Source organism: Rhodococcus sp. 06-1460-1B (genome assembly GCF_002258475.1).
In the GTDB taxonomy this organism is placed as follows: domain Bacteria; phylum Actinomycetota; class Actinomycetes; order Mycobacteriales; family Mycobacteriaceae; genus Rhodococcoides; species Rhodococcoides fascians.
The window spans coordinates 410,794-429,091 of record NZ_NOYS01000019.1; the positions used below are offsets into that span (position 1 = coordinate 410,794).

15 protein-coding genes are annotated in these 18,298 nt (G+C 65.9%); 6 read left to right on the forward strand and 9 right to left on the reverse strand.

The features are described 5' to 3' along the window. Positions 1-19: 19 nt before the first annotated feature. On the forward strand, positions 20-1,144 hold the full coding sequence (locus CH268_RS10125) for a DUF3068 domain-containing protein (protein WP_063216406.1): 1,125 nt from the start codon (positions 20-22) through the stop codon (positions 1,142-1,144). 102 nt (positions 1,145-1,246) lie between these two features. On the opposite strand, the gene CH268_RS10130 is transcribed toward CH268_RS10125, so the two are convergent. The 3 genes from CH268_RS10130 to CH268_RS10140 all read right to left on the reverse strand — a co-directional run bounded on the left by CH268_RS10130 (position 1,247) and on the right by CH268_RS10140 (position 5,011). Beyond that, positions 1,247-2,965 carry a nitrilase-related carbon-nitrogen hydrolase gene (locus CH268_RS10130; protein WP_094663681.1) on the reverse strand — a complete coding sequence of 573 codons (1,719 nt, stop codon included), beginning with the start codon at positions 2,963-2,965 and terminating at the stop codon, positions 1,247-1,249. Beyond that, on the reverse strand, positions 2,962-4,404 hold the full coding sequence (locus CH268_RS10135) for a purine-cytosine permease family protein (RefSeq protein ID WP_094663683.1): 1,443 nt from the start codon (positions 4,402-4,404) through the stop codon (positions 2,962-2,964). Before CH268_RS10135 ends, CH268_RS10130 begins: the two co-directional genes overlap by 4 nt. A 169-nt stretch (positions 4,405-4,573) precedes the next feature. Continuing rightward, positions 4,574-5,011 carry a MarR family winged helix-turn-helix transcriptional regulator gene (locus CH268_RS10140; protein ID WP_032367431.1) on the reverse strand — a complete coding sequence of 146 codons (438 nt, stop codon included), beginning with the start codon at positions 5,009-5,011 and terminating at the stop codon, positions 4,574-4,576. A 103-nt stretch (positions 5,012-5,114) separates the two neighbouring features. Between CH268_RS10140 and CH268_RS10145 the strand changes: the two genes are divergently transcribed. Next, on the forward strand, positions 5,115-6,191 hold the full coding sequence (locus tag CH268_RS10145) for a substrate-binding domain-containing protein (RefSeq protein ID WP_094663685.1): 1,077 nt from the start codon (positions 5,115-5,117) through the stop codon (positions 6,189-6,191). Here the strand turns inward: CH268_RS10145 and CH268_RS10150 are convergent. Then, complete coding sequence (locus tag CH268_RS10150) at positions 6,160-7,386, reverse strand: polysaccharide biosynthesis protein (RefSeq protein ID WP_176457909.1); 1,227 nt, start codon at positions 7,384-7,386, stop codon at positions 6,160-6,162. The genes CH268_RS10145 and CH268_RS10150 overlap by 32 nt on opposite strands. A 25-nt stretch (positions 7,387-7,411) precedes the next feature. On the opposite strand from CH268_RS10150, the gene CH268_RS10155 reads away from it, so the two are divergent. Continuing rightward, the gene (locus CH268_RS10155; protein WP_094663687.1) at positions 7,412-9,139 is read left to right on the forward strand and encodes a hypothetical protein; all 1,728 of its coding nucleotides are present in this window, start codon (positions 7,412-7,414) and stop codon (positions 9,137-9,139) included. Here the strand turns inward: CH268_RS10155 and CH268_RS10160 are convergent. Further along, complete coding sequence (locus CH268_RS10160) at positions 9,074-10,306, reverse strand: glycosyltransferase family 4 protein (protein ID WP_032400525.1); 1,233 nt, start codon at positions 10,304-10,306, stop codon at positions 9,074-9,076. The genes CH268_RS10155 and CH268_RS10160 overlap by 66 nt on opposite strands. A 95-nt stretch (positions 10,307-10,401) precedes the next feature. Here CH268_RS10160 and CH268_RS10165 point away from each other — a divergent pair, with 95 nt between their 5' ends. Together CH268_RS10165 and CH268_RS10170 are read left to right on the forward strand one after the other, a co-directional pair. After that, positions 10,402-11,196, forward strand: a complete 795-nt coding sequence (locus CH268_RS10165; RefSeq protein WP_094663689.1) for a class I SAM-dependent methyltransferase — start codon at positions 10,402-10,404, stop codon at positions 11,194-11,196. A gap of 9 nt (positions 11,197-11,205) precedes the next feature. Continuing rightward, positions 11,206-12,084: an ROK family protein gene (locus tag CH268_RS10170; protein ID WP_094663691.1), complete on the forward strand. Its 879-nt coding sequence runs from the start codon at positions 11,206-11,208 to the stop codon at positions 12,082-12,084. 66 nt (positions 12,085-12,150) lie between these two features. Here the strand turns inward: CH268_RS10170 and CH268_RS10175 are convergent, their stop codons facing one another. The 4 genes from CH268_RS10175 to CH268_RS10190 all read right to left on the reverse strand — a co-directional run bounded on the left by CH268_RS10175 (position 12,151) and on the right by CH268_RS10190 (position 17,279). Continuing rightward, positions 12,151-13,980 carry a phosphoenolpyruvate carboxykinase (GTP) gene (locus CH268_RS10175; protein ID WP_032392102.1) on the reverse strand — a complete coding sequence of 610 codons (1,830 nt, stop codon included), beginning with the start codon at positions 13,978-13,980 and terminating at the stop codon, positions 12,151-12,153. Positions 13,981-14,288: 308 nt separating this feature from the next. Continuing rightward, the gene (locus tag CH268_RS10180) at positions 14,289-14,591 is read right to left on the reverse strand and encodes a DUF6802 family protein (RefSeq protein WP_094651129.1); all 303 of its coding nucleotides are present in this window, start codon (positions 14,589-14,591) and stop codon (positions 14,289-14,291) included. A 58-nt stretch (positions 14,592-14,649) separates the two neighbouring features. Then, positions 14,650-16,200, reverse strand: a complete 1,551-nt coding sequence (locus CH268_RS10185; RefSeq protein ID WP_094663693.1) for a hypothetical protein — start codon at positions 16,198-16,200, stop codon at positions 14,650-14,652. Continuing rightward, a complete protein-coding gene (locus CH268_RS10190) occupies positions 16,197-17,279 on the reverse strand; it encodes a hypothetical protein (protein ID WP_176457910.1) in 1,083 nt (360 codons plus the stop codon). Before CH268_RS10190 ends, CH268_RS10185 begins: the two co-directional genes overlap by 4 nt. 229 nt (positions 17,280-17,508) lie before the next feature. Between CH268_RS10190 and trmB the strand changes: the two genes are divergently transcribed. Then, positions 17,509-18,285, forward strand: a complete 777-nt coding sequence (gene trmB / locus CH268_RS10195) for a tRNA (guanosine(46)-N7)-methyltransferase TrmB (protein WP_370878763.1) — start codon at positions 17,509-17,511, stop codon at positions 18,283-18,285. Positions 18,286-18,298 lie beyond the last annotated feature (13 nt).

The window sequence follows — 18,298 nt, forward strand, 5'->3', positions numbered from 1 at the left end:
TCGACTAAGGAGATTCAGCATGGCGGAGCGCTCAGGGCCGAGCCGGATATTGGCCCTTTTCCTCATCGGCTTGGGCGCATTTCTGGTGGTTGCCGCCATCCTCATCCCCACCTACACCGTCTCGGCGCTCGAGAAGACTCCACTCGACCTGGAGGTCACCACCGTCTCCACCGGCACCGGAAGCGTCCTCGACGCGCGGTCGCTGGCAGCCGGTCGCGCCGTGGTCGATCAGAACGTTCCACTGACCTCACAGAGATTCGTCACCGTCGAGGATCCCTCCGATGCCGACATCATGACGCTTCAGGCCGGACAGACGTTGCGCCGCACCGACAAGCAGGCCGACACCGGACTGCTGACCGCCACGGTCGACCGCGTGAGCATCGACCGCAAGACCTCGATGCCAGTCGAGAGCCCGATCGGCACCATTCAGGTGGCAGGCGACAAGCCGGCCGAGGAAGTGGCCCACACCGGTCTGCAGTACAAGTTCCCGTTCAACGCCGAGCAGAAGAGCTACCCGTACTTCGACGTCAACGCGCGCGCCTCGAAGGACATCGACTTCGTCGAGGAAACCGAAATCAACGGCACGCCGGTGTACCAGTACCAGCAGACCGTTGGACCGGTCGACCTGTCGACCGTGGTGAACCTGCCGACCAACAAGGTCACGCTGCCCGCCGACACCTGGGGCGTCGAAGGTGGAACCGCACCGGTGACGATGACCCGCTGGTACGAGAACACCCGCACCCTGTGGGTCGAGCCCGAGACCGGCGTCGTCGTCAAGGGCGAAGAGCAGATCCACCAGTACTACGGCCGTGAGGCAGGCCGCCCCGAGGTCGACGTGCTGAAGGCCCCGATCACGTTCGACGAGAACACCGTCGAGTACCAGATCCAGCAGGCCAAGGACGGACAGGACAAGCTGTCGCTCTTCGGCCGCACCGTTCCGATCGTCGCCGGCATCCTCGGTGTCATCTCGCTGATCGCCGGAGTCGTTCTGCTGCTGCGCGGCGGCGGCAACGGTGGGCACCGTCAGCCGGCCCGCACCGACGCCGGTCCTCGCCCGACCCCCAGTGGCGGCACCGCACCGAACCGCGACTGGACGACCGATCGCACGGAAGAGATTCCGAGGACGAACCTCTCCAAGGAGTAAGTGCGCTGCGCAGGAGTGGAGCCTGCGGAATGACCAGATAGCCAGTGGCGTGGTTGTGTGCCCCAGCGGGGACATGACCACGCCACTGGCGTTTTCGGCCACTCAGGCTGTCGAGAGGATTCCGTACTGGTGTGGTTGGCGCATCAGCACGAGGTCTTTGCGGCGCACGACGTTGGTGGGGTACGCCCCACCCAGGCTCGTGGTGTCCACGACGCAGGTCGCGTGGCCCGGTGCGTCGCCGTCCACGAGGGCTTCGGTTCGGGGGAAGGCGAAGGTGTCCGGCCCAAATACTCCGCTGTGTCCGGCAATTCCGCGGTCGGTGTCGATCGTGTTGGCGAAGGCGAAGTACACGTTGTTCTCGCCTGCCCGGACGCGCATGTGATGCCAGTGCGTGGGATCGGCTCCGGTGGGAATCTCTGCTGCATGGGGGATGTCGGTTCCCGGATGGGAGCCGACGAAGGTGCCTGCGAGTGCGGCCGGGCAAACGATCAGATCACAGCCACGCAGCGCCAGAATTCGGCCGGCCTCCGGCAACAGTGCATCGTGACCGACGAGCATTCCCACTCTCCCGACGGGAAGGTCGACGACGGTCCAGCGGTCGCCCGCATCGAACAGCGAGGTGTGTTCGACGGACAGATGGATCTGGCGGTACGCCGTGCAGGTTCCGTCCGCCTGAACCAGCACTGCGGAGTTGTACACCCGATCGGATCCGATGTCGCGCTCGGCCACACCGACGACCATCGAAACACCATGTCGAGCAGCGATATCGACGACGCGTGAGAGCGACGTCCCGTCGATCGACTCCCCGACCTCGCGCGGCGGCCGATCCGCGGAGACCGGCCCGGTGACGGACAGTTCGGGAAACACGATGAGATCGCTCGCGCCCCCGAGGCCGGCGGCCCACTGCTCGATGTCGTCGAGATTGCCGTCGATCGACGTCCCCGGAGTGCATTGCACGACGCTCACCGACGAAGTCCGCCCGGCCGGTAAGGGCGAGTGGCCGTAGAGGGTGAAGAAATCGAGCGGGTTCCACGCGTACGTGTTGGTCTGCAGTTCACGGTACAGATTCGGCCTGCGCACGGGCCCGGCCTCACGTGTGCGACGAATGTCGATGTCGCCGAGAACAATACCGTCACCGACGTCGAGGCGACCGGCCACGTTTCCGTCGGGTTCGATGATGCAGGTGCCGCCGCTGAACTGAACGGTTCGTTCGAGACCCCAGCGGTTGCTCTCGATGACGTAGCAGTTGTTCTCGAAGGCCCGACTGATCCAGTAGGGGGCTGGAGTGCGTTCGGCGAGCCAGTTGCTGATGTGGCAGATCACGTCGGCACCCTGAAGCGCAACCACTCGCGCCGTCTCCAGGAAGTGCAGATCCATGCAGATGAGCAGTGCGATGCGACCGAGCGGGGTCTCGAACACCTGGTGCCCGAGATCGCCCGGGGCCGCCCATTTGGGCTCGGCGATGTACGGATGCGTCTTGCGGTGTGTGCCGACGATTCCCTCGGGACCGATGAGAACTGCACTGTTGTAGAACAATCCGCTCGTCGCATCGACTTCGGGCATGCCCACGACGATGTAGCAGTTACGACGGGAGGCGATCTCGGCGAACGTCTCGGTGGTGGGGCCGGGGATCTGTTCGACGACGGTTGCCGCTTCCTCGGTGTCGTGGAAGCAGTAGCCGGTGGTTGCCATTTCGGGTGTCGTGATCAGGCGCGCCCCGTCCGACGCCGCCTTCTCCACGAGATCGCTCAGAGCGGCGACGTTCGATTCCTTCGCGAACAGCGTGGGCTCGAATTGGACGGCTGCTGCAGTGAATGTCATGACGCCACAATCCTTTCGGCGATGAGGGGATCGCTCGATTTCGGTGGTTCGTAGAACTGTCCGCGGGTTGCCATCGTGAGCGGAACGTAGAGAAGAGGACCGAGAAGCATGGCGATGAACGACGCGTAATACGACGGGTAGAGTCCGAACACGCCGAGTCCGCCCACCGCGACGCCCGCTGCCATGGCGATGATGCCGCAGGGGTTCCAATTGCGCACTCGCCCTTCGCGGAACTCGATGTTGTCGCGGGGTGCCAGGCCGAGCAGTCTTCTGCATACGAAGTAGTCCGCGAGCAGAATGAAGATCCAGGTGTTGGTCATGATGCCGGTGACGGCCAGGAATTTGTCGGTGTACTGCAGAATGTTGACGGGGTAGCACAGCACGCCCACCACCAGTAGCGCCACCATCCACCATTGACGCCCGACCTTTCTGGGCGAGAGCACATCCCACGCGTTGGACAGGGCCAGGGATCCGGAGTACAGGTTCATGACGTTGATGCGTACCTGGGTGACCACCGCGAAGATCACGCCGAGCAGACCCATGACGATGGCGAAGTACAGTCCCGGGTCGGTGGCCGAGAGTTCCGGTGTTGCAGTGGTTCCGGTGAAATGACGCAGCATCGTGAAACCGAGGAACACACCGAGAATCATCACGACGACGATCATCAGCAGTTCTGCCAGCATCAGTCCGGCCGTTCCCACATAGCTGACGCTCTTCTTGACGAACCGTCCGTAGTCGGTGGCGATGAGTGCTTGGAACACGACCTGCCCGTTCGCGAGGCTGAAGGCCTGCCACATTGCGGTGGCGGTGAATCCACCGGTCGCTTCCCATTCGCCGGGCCCGACGAGTACGTAACCGCTGGCGAGCATGTACATACCGACGGCGAACAGGATCAGGAAGATCGGCATCCCGAAGCGCTGCAGAATGTTCATCGAGTGCATACCGCGCCAGGAGAAGAACAGCGCCACGAGTGCGACCAGCGCGAATACCACTGTGGCCCAGGCGGAGTCGATATCGATCCCCGCGAGCTCACTGAGCCCGTGCGAGACGATGCTACCCTCGAAGATGAAGTAGAACACGTAGTTGACCGCGTAGACGAGCGAGGCGACGGCAGAACCCTTGGTTCCGAACCCGAGCCCGCGGGTGAGCAGTGGCAGCGACAGACCCTCTTGGCTGGCGATACGCATGATGAGGCTGCCGACGAGCGTCGCACCGATCACCATGTACGCCAAGGGGATCAGGAACATCGGCCATCCCACCAGAAACCCGATCTGGCCGCCGAGGGCGAACCAGAACATCGCGGTCACGTTGCCGGTGAGGACCAGCAGGATCGCCGGCCGCCGCCAGCGTTGGTCGTCGGGCACTCGGGAGGTTGCGTAGCTTTCGATCTGATCGTCGAGGCTGGTCGCTGGCCCCTCGAAGTATTTCTTCATGTTCATGAACGGGTGTCCACTTCGGTTCGCGGCGAGAGCGCTGGCTGCGCTGCATCGGAACAATACTTTCCGTGGACACTATTGCAATGTGAAACATGTTAAAAAGAGATCACGAAAGCGGCCGACCTGGCAGGTTACGGCGGAGACCGCGTCCGAGACCGGACGCCGAGAAAGGTCAGTGGGTGATCGAGGCCGTCTTCGCGTTGGTCTCGAGGGCCCGGAGCAGAGACTGCAACAGCTCACGATCCGACTCCGACGGGAAGACCATCGCCGCGGCGTCGTTCATCATCGGGGCGGCCGCGTCGTGCTTCGCTTTCCCACGGGCAGTCAAGCGAATCAGCACCTGCCGACGATCGACGGTGCCGGTACGGCGGTGCACCAGATTGTTGGACACCAGCCGGTTGACCGCCTTGGTCAACGTCGGCGGCGAGAGCAATGCGAACTCCGCCGTCTCGGCCATCGTGTGTCCCTCACCGTCGGACAACAGCGACAGCACTCGCCATTCTTCGAGGTCCAATTCCCACGGCACGAGGGTGGCGCGCAATCGATCCGACACGGCCCGCTCGACCACGGTGAGCAAACGCGCTGCCGACGCAGCATCCTGGTGATCCACGTGATCGTCCCCCTGCTCGGTTACTGCGTCGGCGCTACAGTCTCTCTCAGCGATTCTATGGTGAAGCGAACCGCGAAGAGACACCGAGCGGACGGACGGCACGATGAACAGCGATCGGTTCGACACGTTTCGCGTCGGCCTGATCTTTCCGATGTCCGGACCGTTCGGCATCATCGGACCGTCGAGCGAGCTGTCGGCCCAGCTGGCCAGGGACGAACTCAACGCCTCGGCCGGCGTGTTGGGCCGCCGCGTCGAGTTGATGTCCATCGACGGCGGCCGCGATCCGGTGACGGTGGCCCACGAGGTCGCGACGCTGCTCGATGCCGGTGCCCTCGATGCGGTGGCGGGGATGCACACCTCGGCGGTACGGCGAGCCGTCATTCCGGTGACGCTCGGACGGATTCCGTACGTGTACACCTCCATGTACGAGGGCGGCGACCGCTACCCGGGACTGTTCATCACCGGTGAGACCCCTGCCAACCAACTGGTGCCGGCGCTGGAGTTCCTCGTTCGCGAATTCGGACGACGCCGCTGGGCGATCGTCGGAAACGACTACGTCTGGCCCCGAAAGAGCGCTTCCATCACGGCTACTCGGCTCCGTGGGCTGGGCGCATCGGTGGTGCACGCGGAGTTCGCACCGGTCGGCACGAGCGACTTCGCAAGGACCGTCACCGCGATCCAGCGGTCGGGTGCCGACGCGACCGTGGTCCTCCTCATCGGCGACGACGCAGTCCATTTCCATCAGCAATTCGCCGGGGCCGGGCTGGACGGGCACTGCATCCGCCTCAGTCCACTGATGGACGAGAACATGTTGCTGGCGGCCGGCGGCGAGAACACCCACGGGCTGTACGTCGCGTCCGGCTATTTCGAAACCCTCGCCACCGAAGCAAGTTTGGGATTCTCGGCTCGTTTCGCTCGTTCATTCGGGGTCGATGCGCCGATCGTCGGCGCACTGGGACAGTCGTGCTACGAGGGCATCAAACTGTTGGGCGCGCTGGTGAACAGGGCAGGCACAGCAGATGTTCGCATCATCGAATCCGTATCCGATTCGGTGTCGTTCACCGGTGCCCGTGGGCACCTGTTTCTGTCCGACGGCCACGTCTCGCAACCGATCTATCTGGCGTTGGCGGGTGCTGTCGACTTCGAGATCATCGGCGAGATCCGGCCCGCGCGCGACTGATTCTGTCGCCGAACAGGACAACGCCGCACACGACGGCCATCGTGACCGCGGCGGTAACGGCTGCGACGGTGACGAACTGGGCCAGGGTGGAGGCCACGAACAGCAACAGCAGCACCTCGACCGCGAGGGCGAACCAGGCGACGAGGGCCAGGCGGGTGCGCTCCCCCGCGATTGCCCACAGCAGCGCGCTCTGCAGTACCGCCAGGCACGCCCCCTGCAACACGAAGAGCCACACGTATTGCTGCACACCGGAATACGTGTCACCGACAACCAAAGGAAGTAGCGGCGACGCCAGCGCGCCCCCGAGTACCAGTACCGTGCCGAGTCCGGCGACGACGGTCAGCGCCGATCGCACTGCGGCAGCCGAGTGCAGCGGGTTCGCCATGCGCGGATACAACACCACTCCGACCGCCTGCGGCAGCCAGAACGCCGCTTTGGACGCGACCGCACCGACCGCGTACAGCCCGGCCTCGGTACTGCTGAGCAACGACCGAGCCAGCACCAGATCCAATGCGGACATCGCGATCAGCACCAACTGCACCTGCGAGGCCTGCAGCACCGTCAGAACGGTCACCCTGGTTTCCGACACCGCGTTCACCGGCGCTCCGGCGGCCGACCGCGCGCCGACGGCCACCACGCCGATACCGGCCGCCGTGGCCAGCAGCACCGAACCCGGGCCGCCGCCGAGCAGCAACACGACCACCGCCGGCGCCACCTTGCCGAAACCGGCCGCCGCCAACACCACGCTCAGTGCGCCGAACCGGCCGCGTCCTTGCAGCAGCCCCTGCTCCGCGGCCAACAACACCAGCACCGGCGCAGCGATCACGGCCGACACCGTCGCCGCTGCCGAGACGTCCATGGCCGCCGACAAAGCCGGGGACACAGCGAGAGCCAGCACACCCACGACCGCCGCACAGCGGTAGCCGACGCCACGCAGCTCGCGCGAACTGCGGCCGCGCACCACCTCGCGCGCGACGACGGACTGCAACGCCAACGCCGGGACCGCCAGAACCAATTGCACCGCAAGAAGACTCGCGAACTCGCCGTAACCCTCGACGCCGAGCATGCGACTCGCGAGCACCTGTAGCAGATACGCCACGACATTGGCGAACATCGAGCCGGCCGTCACCATCCCCATCCCGGCGACGGACGCACCCGCCGGGTGGTCTGCCTCGGACGAGGCGCGAAACGACATGCGTCCACGGTATAGGGTGCCGATCATGGCGTGGTCGAGGTCGAGGTGGACGCCGCCGCTCTACAGCCTGCTGCTCTCGCTCGTCGTTCTCGGACCACTGCTCGGCCCTGGATATCTCCTGCTTCGCGACGCCGTCAGCACCCCCCGTTCCTACTTCACCGACTCCGCCTGGGGAATCGCCGACGCGGCCGCGCGGGCAGTGCCGCAGGATGCCGCGATCGCGGCCCTGACCACGGTGTTCGACGGTGGCCTTGTGGTCAAGGCCGTTCTGCTGCTGGCGTTGTGGACGGCCGGCTGGGGCGCGGCGGTGATAGCGCAGAAGATGCTGCCCACCGCGCCACTGCCTGCCCTGCTCGTCGCGTCGACGGTGGCCGTGTGGAACCCCTACGTCGCCGAACGCCTGCTGCAGGGACATTGGAGTCTGCTCGTCGGCTACGCCGCCCTCCCGTGGACGGTGGTCGCCGCACTCGCAGTCAGGTCCGGTCGCTCCTGGTGGGCCCTCGCCGTCTGCCTGGCCGCGGCCGGGCTCACCCCTACCGGTGCGTTGCTGGCGGCAACCGCCGCGCTACTCGTCGTCGCCCTCCCCGGGGGTGCCCGACGCGGCCTGCGCGTGGTCGCCACCCTCGCGATCGCAGCCGTCGCGTCGGCGCCGTGGCTGGCGGCGACGATGGTGTCGGGCGGTGGCGTCGAACCGGCGGATCCGGCGGGTTGGGCTGCGTTCGCAGCACGCGCCGAACCGGGTCTGGGCACGGTGGGTAGCCTGGCCGGTCTCGGCGGCATCTGGAACTCCGATGCCGTACCCGGTTCTCGGACAAGACTTTTCGCTGTCGTGGGGACGGTCCTGTTGCTGACCGTCGTCGCTCTCGGGATACGGCCGCTGTATCGGCGTCGACGCAATCCGGTGATCGTGGGCCTGAGTGTCGTTGCGCTCGCTGCCATCGTGCTTCCTGCGCTGGCAGCAACCGGACCGGGGTTGGCGGCGGCTCGTGTACTGGGCGACACCGTCCCCGGGGCCGGTCTGCTCCGCGATTCGCAGAAGTGGGTCGCGCTGGCCATGCCGATATACGCTCTCGCCGCTGCGGCCGGTGTCAGCTGGTTGGCGTCCCGGCGCACCCGATCCGGCAATGCATGGCTGCCGGGGGGCGTGGCCGTGCTGGCGTTGCTCGTTGCGCTCCCCGACGTCGGCTGGGGCGTCGGCAGCGCACTGAAGCCGGTGACGTACCCGCAGTCGTGGCAAGCGGTGTCGGCGGAACTCGCCGACCAGGACGGCGACGTGGCCGTCCTTCCCGCCGGAATGTTCCGACGCTTTCCCTACAGCGGCTCAGCACCCGTTCTCGATCCCGCACCCCGCATGCTGCCGCTCGACGTACTGCAGACCGGTGAACTCCTCGTCGCAGGCGGCACGGTCCGCGGGGAAGGAAAACGGGCGACGGACGTGCAGAACGCTCTGCTCGCAGGCGACTCCGCGGACACTCTCGCGGCCCTGGGTGTCGGCTGGGTACTGGTGGAGAACACGACTCCGGGCGAGCTCGGCAATGCGCAGCAGACGTTGGACCGACTCGACGCCGTGTACTCCGACGAGGAACTGAACCTCTATCGGGTGCCGGATCCGGTGATGCTCGAAAGTCGTTCGGCGACAGCCGTTGTGCTCGCACATCTGGCGTGGGCACTGCTGTTGCTCGGCGGACTAGCGGTAGGACTCCTGAGCCGATTCGGCAGGCGTGTGCGCGTCGGCCGCCCCCACCAGGCCTGACGACCAGGTGCCGCGCGTCGTCCCGTCGAGCACCGAGAACACGCCGTCGGCGCACTGGCCCCAGGAGAACTCACCCGCGCGGACTCGTGCCTTCTCACCGAGGCGGGTGCGGGCCTCCGCGTCCTGCAGCAGTTCGGCGACGGCACCGGTCAGCGCGGACACATCGCGGTCCTCGGCTCCGGATGTCGAACCACCCACGAGAACACCGGTGACGCCGTCGATGATCGAATCGGTGAGTCCCTTGGAGCTGCGATAGCCCACCGTGGGAACACCGTGCTGGGCAGCTTCGACGACGGCGAGCCCCCAGCCCTCCTTTCGGGAGGGCATCACATGCACCCACGACCGACCGAGCAGTGCATGCTTGCGCTCCTCGTCGACGTGACCGTGGAAGGTGACGTATCGATCGACGCCCAGGCTCGTGACGTACTCGCGAAGATTCCGTTCCCACCATCCGCCGCCGATGACGTCGAGATGGATGTCGGGAATGCTGCCGCGCAGTGCAGCCACGACGTCGATCGCGTCCTCGATCTGCTTGTGTGGAACCAGCCTCGACAGCACGGACAAGGACGGGTGGGGCGTGCGGGTGTCCTCGCCGCCTTCCGGCACCGACAGTGGGATGTCGTCGGCACCGTTGCGGACCACGGCGATGCGCTCCCGGTCGACACCGAGAGCGATCAGCTCGTCTGCTGAAGGCAACGACACCGTCAGGTACTGATTGCGGCGGTGCACCTTCGGTGAGATCGTCGACTCGAGCCACCAGCCGAGCTTTGCCATCATCGGGCCCGCCACCGGCCACTGCTCGCGGTGACAGTGATGCACCAGCAGCGTCACCGGCACACCGAGTACTGCGCGGGAGAAGAACGGAATGCCGTTCTGGGTGTCGATCACGGCATCCGGGGAGATCCCTTTGAGCGGCCCGAAACCGAGCCGACCGGCGGCGATGGCGGCCAGAGCGCGGGGATACACCGACAGGCGACCACCACCGCGACTGATCCGGATGCCGTCGACGATCTCCTCGGCCGGAGCACCGGGATAGGACGCCGTCCGCAGCGTGACGCGGACACCGCGTCGAGCCAGGCCCGCGCCTACTTGCTCGAGGTAGCGCTCGCTGCCGCCGCCCTGCGGATGCCCGGTATCGCGCCAGCACAGCAACAGAACCTCGCGCACCGCTCGCTTCACCCCATCCACCGTGCTCGCTTCTCGACCGTCGTCGAATACCGCTGCCACACTAACCGCTAGGGTTCGTTTTCGTGACTTCCGCCGTGACACGACTGTTCGCCTCTCGCGCGACACTGCGTCGCTCGGTGAAACTCCTGAAGGACTTCGGGCACGAGCAGAGTTCTCCGGAAATCTTCTACGGTGCCCTGGCCCGTGATTCGGTCGAACTGATCGGAGACCTCTACCGCGGCCTGACCGGCACCGACATGTCGGCGGCCACGGTGCTCGACGTCGGCGGCGGACCGGGATACTTCGCCGACGTCTTCGGCGCGAGTTGCGCGCGCTATCTGCCCGTCGAACCCGACGCCTCGGAAATGCACGCCGCCGGACTGCAGATCCCCGGTTCGGTGCGCGGCTCCGGCATGGCGTTGCCCTTCCGCGACGACAGCGTCGACATCTGCTTCTCGTCGAACGTCGCCGAGCACGTCCGCGAGCCGTGGACGATGGCCGAGGAAATGTTGCGCGTCACCAAACCCGGCGGCCTCACGGTGCTCTCGTACACCATCTGGTTCGGCCCGTTCGGCGGCCACGAGACCCGGCCGTGGCACTATCTCGGCGGCGAATACGCGGCCCGACGCTACGCCCGCACCACCGGACACGAACCCAAGAACCGATTCGGCGAATCCCTGTTCGATATCAGCGCGGCAGACGGATTGCGTTGGGCGCGAAGCACTCCCAACGCAAGGCTACTGGCCGCGTTTCCGCGCTATCACCCGCGCTGGGCATGGTGGATGATGCGCGTACCGATACTCCGCGAGTTCCTCGGCAGCAACCTCGTCCTGGTCCTGAAACCGAACGCATACCCAATGGGTCATTCCGCAGGCTCCACTCCCGCATAACCTGGATCGATGACGGCACTCGCGCTCGACATCGGCGGCACCAAGATGACAGCGGCACTCGTCGGCGACGACGGACGTCCGCAGCACCCGGAGACAGTTCCGACACCGGCCACCGGCGTGTGGGAGGCCTGTGCCGAACTGCTGCACCGGGTCGTCGGAAGCGTCGACGTGACGCGGGTCGGGGTCGCGTGCTCCGGTCCGGTCGACCTCGTCACCGGATCGGTCGCGCCGATCAACGTCGACGAGTGGAAGAACGGATTCGGCCTGCGCGAGCACATCTCCGCCGCACTGCCCGACGCCGAGGTACTTCTGGCCATGGACGGCAGCGCAGCGGCGTTGGGTGAGCATCGATTCGGTGCCGCTGCCGGGATACCGGACGTGCTGAGCCTCGTGGTGTCCACCGGGATCGGCGGAGGTCTGGTGCTGGGCGGGAAAATCGTCGCCGGGGCCAGTGGCAATGCCGGGCACATCGGCCACATCGTCGTCCCCGGTTCGGCGACGCCCTGCGCGTGCGGCGGAATCGGGTGCGTCGAGACCGTCTCCAGCGGCCCCTCGGCGGTGCGGTGGGCTCGGGAGCAGGGCTGGCCGGGGAACACCGGTGTCGAACTGGCTACGGATGCCGCCGCGGGCGAACCGCTCGCCGTCACCGCATTGCAACGCGCCGGAGTGGCTCTCGGTCAAGCCATCGCATCGGCGGTCGCACTGGTGGACGTCCGGATGGTGGTGATCGGCGGCGGCTTCGCTCAGGCCGGCCCGCCGCTGTGGGATCCGATCCGGGAGTCGATCGCCTTGCACGCGCGCCTGAAATTCCTCGACGGCCTACAGGTGGTGCCGGCTGCGTTGGGCGGCCTCGGCACCCTGCACGGCGCGGCCGCTCTCACCGCCTGATCTCGCATACTTCGAAAGCCAGAACGGGGCCCACCCCTCGGTGAGCCCCGTTCTGTCTCGTAAATACTACGCGCCCAGGCGCTGCTTGAGGGCGTCGAATTCGTCCTGAATTCCGGTGGGCAGCTTCTCGCCGACGAAGTCGAACCACTCCTGGATCAGCGGGATCTCGGCCTTCCACTCGTCGGTGTTCACCGCGAGTGCCTCGGCGACGTCGTCGACGGTGGTGTCGAGGCCGTCGATGTCGAGTGCCTCGGCCGTGGGGACGACACCGATCGGGGTCTCGACGCCCGCTGCCTTGTGCTCGATGCGCTCGACGATCCACTTGAGCACGCGCGAGTTCTCACCGAATCCGGGCCACAGGAAGCGCTTGTCGTCGCCGCGACGGAACCAGTTGACGTAGAACACCTTCGGCAGCTTGGACTCGTCGGCGTTCTTGCCGAGGTCGATCCAGTGCTGGAAGTAGTCGCCCACGTTGTAGCCGAGGAACGGCAGCATGGCCATCGGGTCGCGTCGGACGGTACCGACGGTGCCCTCGGCGGCAGCGGTCTGCTCGGAGCCGACGGTGGCTCCCATGAACACGCCGTGCTGCCAGTCGCGGGCCTCGGTCACCAACGGAACGGTGGTCTTGCGTCGTCCACCGAACAGGATCGCCGAGATCGGCACACCCTGCGGGTCGTCCCACTCGGGAGCCATCGACGGGCACTGAGCCATCGGCACGCAGTACCGCGAGTTCGGATGTGCGGCATCGGTTCCGGACTCGGGCGTCCAGTCGTTGCCCTTCCAGTCGATCAGGTGATCGGGCTTGCCTTCGAGGCCTTCCCACCAGACGTCGCCGTCGTCGGTCAGGCCGACGTTGGTGAACACCGAGTTGCCCTGATCGATGGTCTTCATCGCGTTCGGGTTGGAGTCCCAGTTGGTGCCCGGAGCGACACCGAAGAAACCGAATTCGGGGTTGACGGCGTAGAGACGGCCGTCCTCACCGAAGCGCATCCACGCGATGTCGTCGCCGATGGTCTCGGCACGCCAGCCCGGAATGGTCGGCTGAATCATCGCGAGGTTGGTCTTACCGCACGCGGACGGGAATGCCGCCGCGATGTAGTACGCCTTGTCCTCGGGGGAGATCAGCTTGAGGATCAGCATGTGCTCGGCGAGCCAGCCCTCGTCGTGGGCCATGGCCGACGCGATACGCAGCGAGTAGCACTTCTTGCCCAGCAGAGCGTTGCCGCCGTAACCGGATCCGTAGCTCCAGATCTCGCGGTCCTCGGGGAAGTGCGTGATGTATTTGGTGTCGTTGCACGGCCACGGCACGTCGGCCTGGCCCTCGGCCAGCGGAGCACCGAGCGAGTGCAGCGCCTTCACGTAGAACCCGTCGTCGCCGATCTTGTCCAGAGCGGCCTGACCCATGCGGGTCATCACACGCATGGAGATGACGACGTACTCCGAATCGGTGAGCTCGACGCCCAACTTGGGATCGGCAGCGTCCAAGGGTCCCATGCAGAACGGAACGACGTACATGGTCCGTCCGCGCATGCAACCGCGGTACAGCTCGGTCATCAACGACCGCATCTCCGACGGGTCCATCCAGTTGTTGGTGGGACCGGCGTCGATCTCTTCCTTGGAACAGATGTACGTGCGCGACTCGACGCGGGCCACGTCCGACGGATCGGAGTTGCCGAGGAACGAGTTGGGCTTCTTCTCGTCGTTGAGACGGGTGAAGGTTCCTGCCTCGACCAGCTTGTCGGTCAGGCGCTCCCATTCGGCGTCGGATCCGTCAGCGAACACCACGGAGTCCGGTTCGGTCAGTTCGGCTACCTGAGCAACCCAGGCAAGCAGTTCTTTGTGTCGAGTCGGCACGCTGTCGGTGCCGCTCAAACCGGGAATGGTCGCTGAGGTCATCTAACTCTCCTGGGGTTAGCCGGAACCGGGAAGAATTCGCACGATCGCTGTGGGCAAGCACGCACGAGTAGATCTCGGTTTTCCCCTCTCGGCGGGGCGCTGCTCGGCCGTTCGAGCTGCAGTACACCATGTTACTGGATACAGCAAGCTGAGGACCGAGCGCCGGATGTCCTGTTCATCAGGTTAACGCCGAGCGACGTGATTCCAGAAACAGGGTGTTGTCCGATTGGTCACAAGACCGATTCAGATAGGGAAAGACCGACGCAAGAAGCCATCCACCAGCGCCGATGCAAATCAGACCGAATGGCCTACAGTCGGCCGGATTCGGACGATCTGCCCTGCCCGAAACCGTTCGCTTCCCGAAAAATCTCCCAGGATTCGTAGTGCCCGTCACGGTCGAAGGCGGTGAACTTGTCTGTCACACCGTCTCCATCGACATCCGTTCCCACCGTCGTTCCGGCCTCCGTCGTCCGAACGGAAGTCTCGTGACGACCGTCGCCGTCGAGATCGAACCAGTCCGTCGAGACGTATCCGCCACCGTCGTCCGACGCGTCCTCGGCCGGCTCGTTCGTCTCGAAACCGCCCGCTGCGAAGCCATCCACCGCGATCATCGACGCTCCTCACTGTCGGGTCCCTGTTCGCCGCCTGCGAACCTGTTCGGACGTGCACCTACCCGCTTCGACGCATCTGCGCGCCGATCGGTTCCGGATCGCCGGGAGAGAATTCGACGGGCTTCGACGGCACGACCGAGTCGCGCCCGGACCCGAGAAATCGCTCCAGCCCGCGCTCGAGTGCAGCCAGATCCCGATCGCAGGCAGAGAGCAGCGCCGATCTGTGATCGGCGAGCGTGCGAAGTTCGGTGTCGATCTCGGCCAGCGACAGATCGATACGTGCCGCCGCCTCCCGGTCCGCCGAGGTCAACGCCGACGCGAGTGCGGACTCGGCGTCGAGAATGCGAGAGAGCAGCCGCTGTTCCACTTCCGATTTCACGCGAGCCAGACTTTCCTGGGTCCAGCCGCGAAGGTGCGCACGGTCGGCGACGAGTGCGCGTGAGCGGGTCAACCACCACGCGATCGCGGCACCGATGGCCAGTGAGACGATCGTGTTGGCGACGGCCAAGGTAGGAATCAGAGCCAGGGGCGAGACCACGAGCCGACCCAGTCCCACCCCTGCCGAGGCCCCCAGTGCGACCATCAGGACGTCTTCGATCCCGCGTCGCCTGGTCGGTTCGCCGATGTCGATCTCGCCGCCTGCGGTACCGGATTCGGGCACCGTGTCGGCGAGCCCGAGTTCGACTTCCACGGCGCGGAGACCGGTGGACAATGCAGCGTCGGCGCGTGCTCGAACTGCCTGTACGGATTCGGCGAGGTGCCCGGGCAGATGGCCGAGTTCGGCCCGCCGCGATCCCTCTATCGTCTGCCGTACCCGCGCGCCGAGCATCCGAACGTCCTCGGCCGCAGCGTGAATACAGTCGACCCGAACCCGTTGAATACGGTTGTGCAGCAATGCTCGTCGTTCACCACCGAGACGTTCTCGTTCACCGAGCAGCCGCGCTCGCCGGGCACGCAGAGGGGCGGTGTCACCACCTCCGGTCACTGCGCGAGCTTCGGCCACGATGGCGGCCTTCGCCTCTGCGGCAGATTCCTGCACTGCAGCAACGTATTTGCGCTGTGCCCCTACCGCCGCGGCCTGCATCAGCAACGCGTCGATTCTGTCGGCGACCGCCCCGAAACCCGACTCCGCGAACACGGCAGCATCGCCAATCTCCCTACCGGCTCGTGCCAACCGTGCCGAGACCGGATGAACGGAGTGTTCCACCGCACGCGGAACACGCTCGGCGACGATCTCGATATCGGCGTCGACCACCTCGCGCCACCGGCGATGCACATCGATCTTGTTGACCACCAACACAACCGGTGTCGACTCGAAGGCAGGACGCCAGCGCTCGACGTCGGCACGGCCGACCGGAGCCGACGCGTCGACGACGATCACGACCACCGCGGCCTCCTCGACCGAGTCGGCGAACCCGATCTCCGCGCCGTCGCGCCGGGTGAGCAGATGGCATATCTCGGTCTTGCCGGATGCTGCGGTGCCGGTGACGTGAATGCCTGCAGGTCGGCTGCTGCGTGCACGGTCGATGCGTACGAAGGATTCCGAGTTCCGTCGACGCAGAACACCTTTCAGATCGTCCGGCAGCGGGAACCGGTTCGGATCGGTCACGGTCGGAGCATCCGCACATAGCCACGGCACAGGGCCAGGGCGGAGCGCCGGACGGCGTCGTCCTCCGAGGTGGCGGCACACCGCTTCCAGACCAATGCCTGCTCCAGCAGGGCCCGCTCCGAGCCCGTCTCGATCGGTACCCCCAATCGCGCTGCAGCACAGCGCATATCGGCAGCCACCGCCTCGTCCGAAGCCAGATACGATTCGACGGCACCTCGAACGTCTCGGTGACGGGCGGATATCTGCAGCAGTTGTTCGTGCAGGTCGTCGTCGCGGGCCGTCGCAGCAGCCGAGACCGCGTCGGACACCACCGTCGTCACGGCGTCGACCCCGGTGGCCTCCCACAGCTCACGCAATACATCTGCGTCGGACACCCCGCTGCGCCGCCGGAGCGCCTCGACCAGCAGGGCGAGACCGCGTAGTTCCACACGGTCCAGCAGTGCCTCTCGGCGCGGCGTCGAGAGCGGAATATCAGCACTCCGAAACCGATCGACCGTCATCAGATCCCCAGTACGCAGCGCACCGGCCGCGACGGCCCGCACATCGGCCATGTCCACAGCGGAGCCTCGGGCCGCGCCACCCAGGCCCGCTGCAACAGATCCCATCACCGGCAGCACTTTTCGCCCCAGTTGCTCGGATGCCGCTGCGGCCGTCGCCGCAGGTTCGTCGAGAGTGTCGGCCTTGTTCAGCAGGATCACGGTGTGTTCCGGCGGTCCGCCGGGTCGAGCGGAGAGGAAGGTGATGTCGTCCGGGGACACGGCACCGGCCAGGACGTGGACGAGAACGTCGATATCGGATGCGGTGCGGCTCTGCTGCACCTCCGCTGCACGCGGGATATCGGCCCATCCGCTCTCGTGCAACCGGACCTCGAACCCGTCGGTATGCAGTCGCGCGGCATCGAGCACCGAGAGAATCACCGACTTCCCGACTCCGACGCGGCCGGAGACGTGCACCTCCAGCGGCCGCAGACGCCGCTCGACAGCATTCTCGACAGCCTTCCGGCCTGTGCCGGCCCCGGCCGCGTCCACCTCTTCCGAGCGCACACGCAATCGACCCAGACCTGCCTCGGCACCGTCCATCATCGATCCCCCCGGAAACGACCCACCGAACGGCCACATCGAGATGTGCGATCGGCTCGTCGAGCACGATCGGCCACGTGGCCCGCAGCCCCCTGCTGCGGCACCGATTCTGGCACACGACGGCCGTTCCGGACGGGCCGTCGAGAATTACACCGTTGTATTTATAGGACGCGGCCCTAGCGCTGATCAGCGATGGAACAGCAAGTCTCAACTTCAACTCGAGACCCACCTGTCACACACTCCGCCGATGCGCGACAATGGACCGGTGAACGAGCCACAGGACACCTCTGCCGACACCGGAGACAACTCGGTGCAGACCCAGGAACGGGGCTCGCGGCTGTACCCCAGAGTGACCAGTTTCCGCTCCCGCCGCGGAGCGCTGACCGACGCTCAGCAGAGCACCTGGGACAACCTGTGGCCACGCATCGGCCGCGATGTCGCCGACGAGCAGATCGACATCGACGCCTGGTTCGGGCGCAGCGGTCCGGCGATTCTCGAGATCGGGTCGGGCACGGGCACGGCCACCACGGCGATGGCGATGGCCGAGCCGCACGTCAACCTCATGGCCGTCGAGGTCTACCGACCCGGGCTCGCGCAGACTCTGCAGCAGATCGAGCGCGAGAACATCGAGAACGTCAGGTTGTTCCGCGGCGACGCGATGGACGTCCTCGAGAACATGCTGACCTCGGAGTCCTTGACCGGCGTTCGCGTCTTCTTCCCCGACCCGTGGCCCAAGGTGCGCCACCACAAGCGTCGTCTCCTGCAGGGCCCCACGTTCGCGATGATCGCGGATCGCCTGAAGCCGGGCGGCGTTCTGCACGTGGCCACCGATCACGCCGAATACGCTGAGTGGATTGCCGAGGCCGGGAACGCCGAGCCCGGCCTGACCGTTCTCGATTGGGAGTCGCCCATGACGCACGAGCGGCCGGTGACCAAGTTCGAGGGCAAGGCCCAGCAGGTGGGCAGCTCGGTGACGGAATTGATCTGGGGAAAGAAGACAGCATGAGCGTCAGTACGGA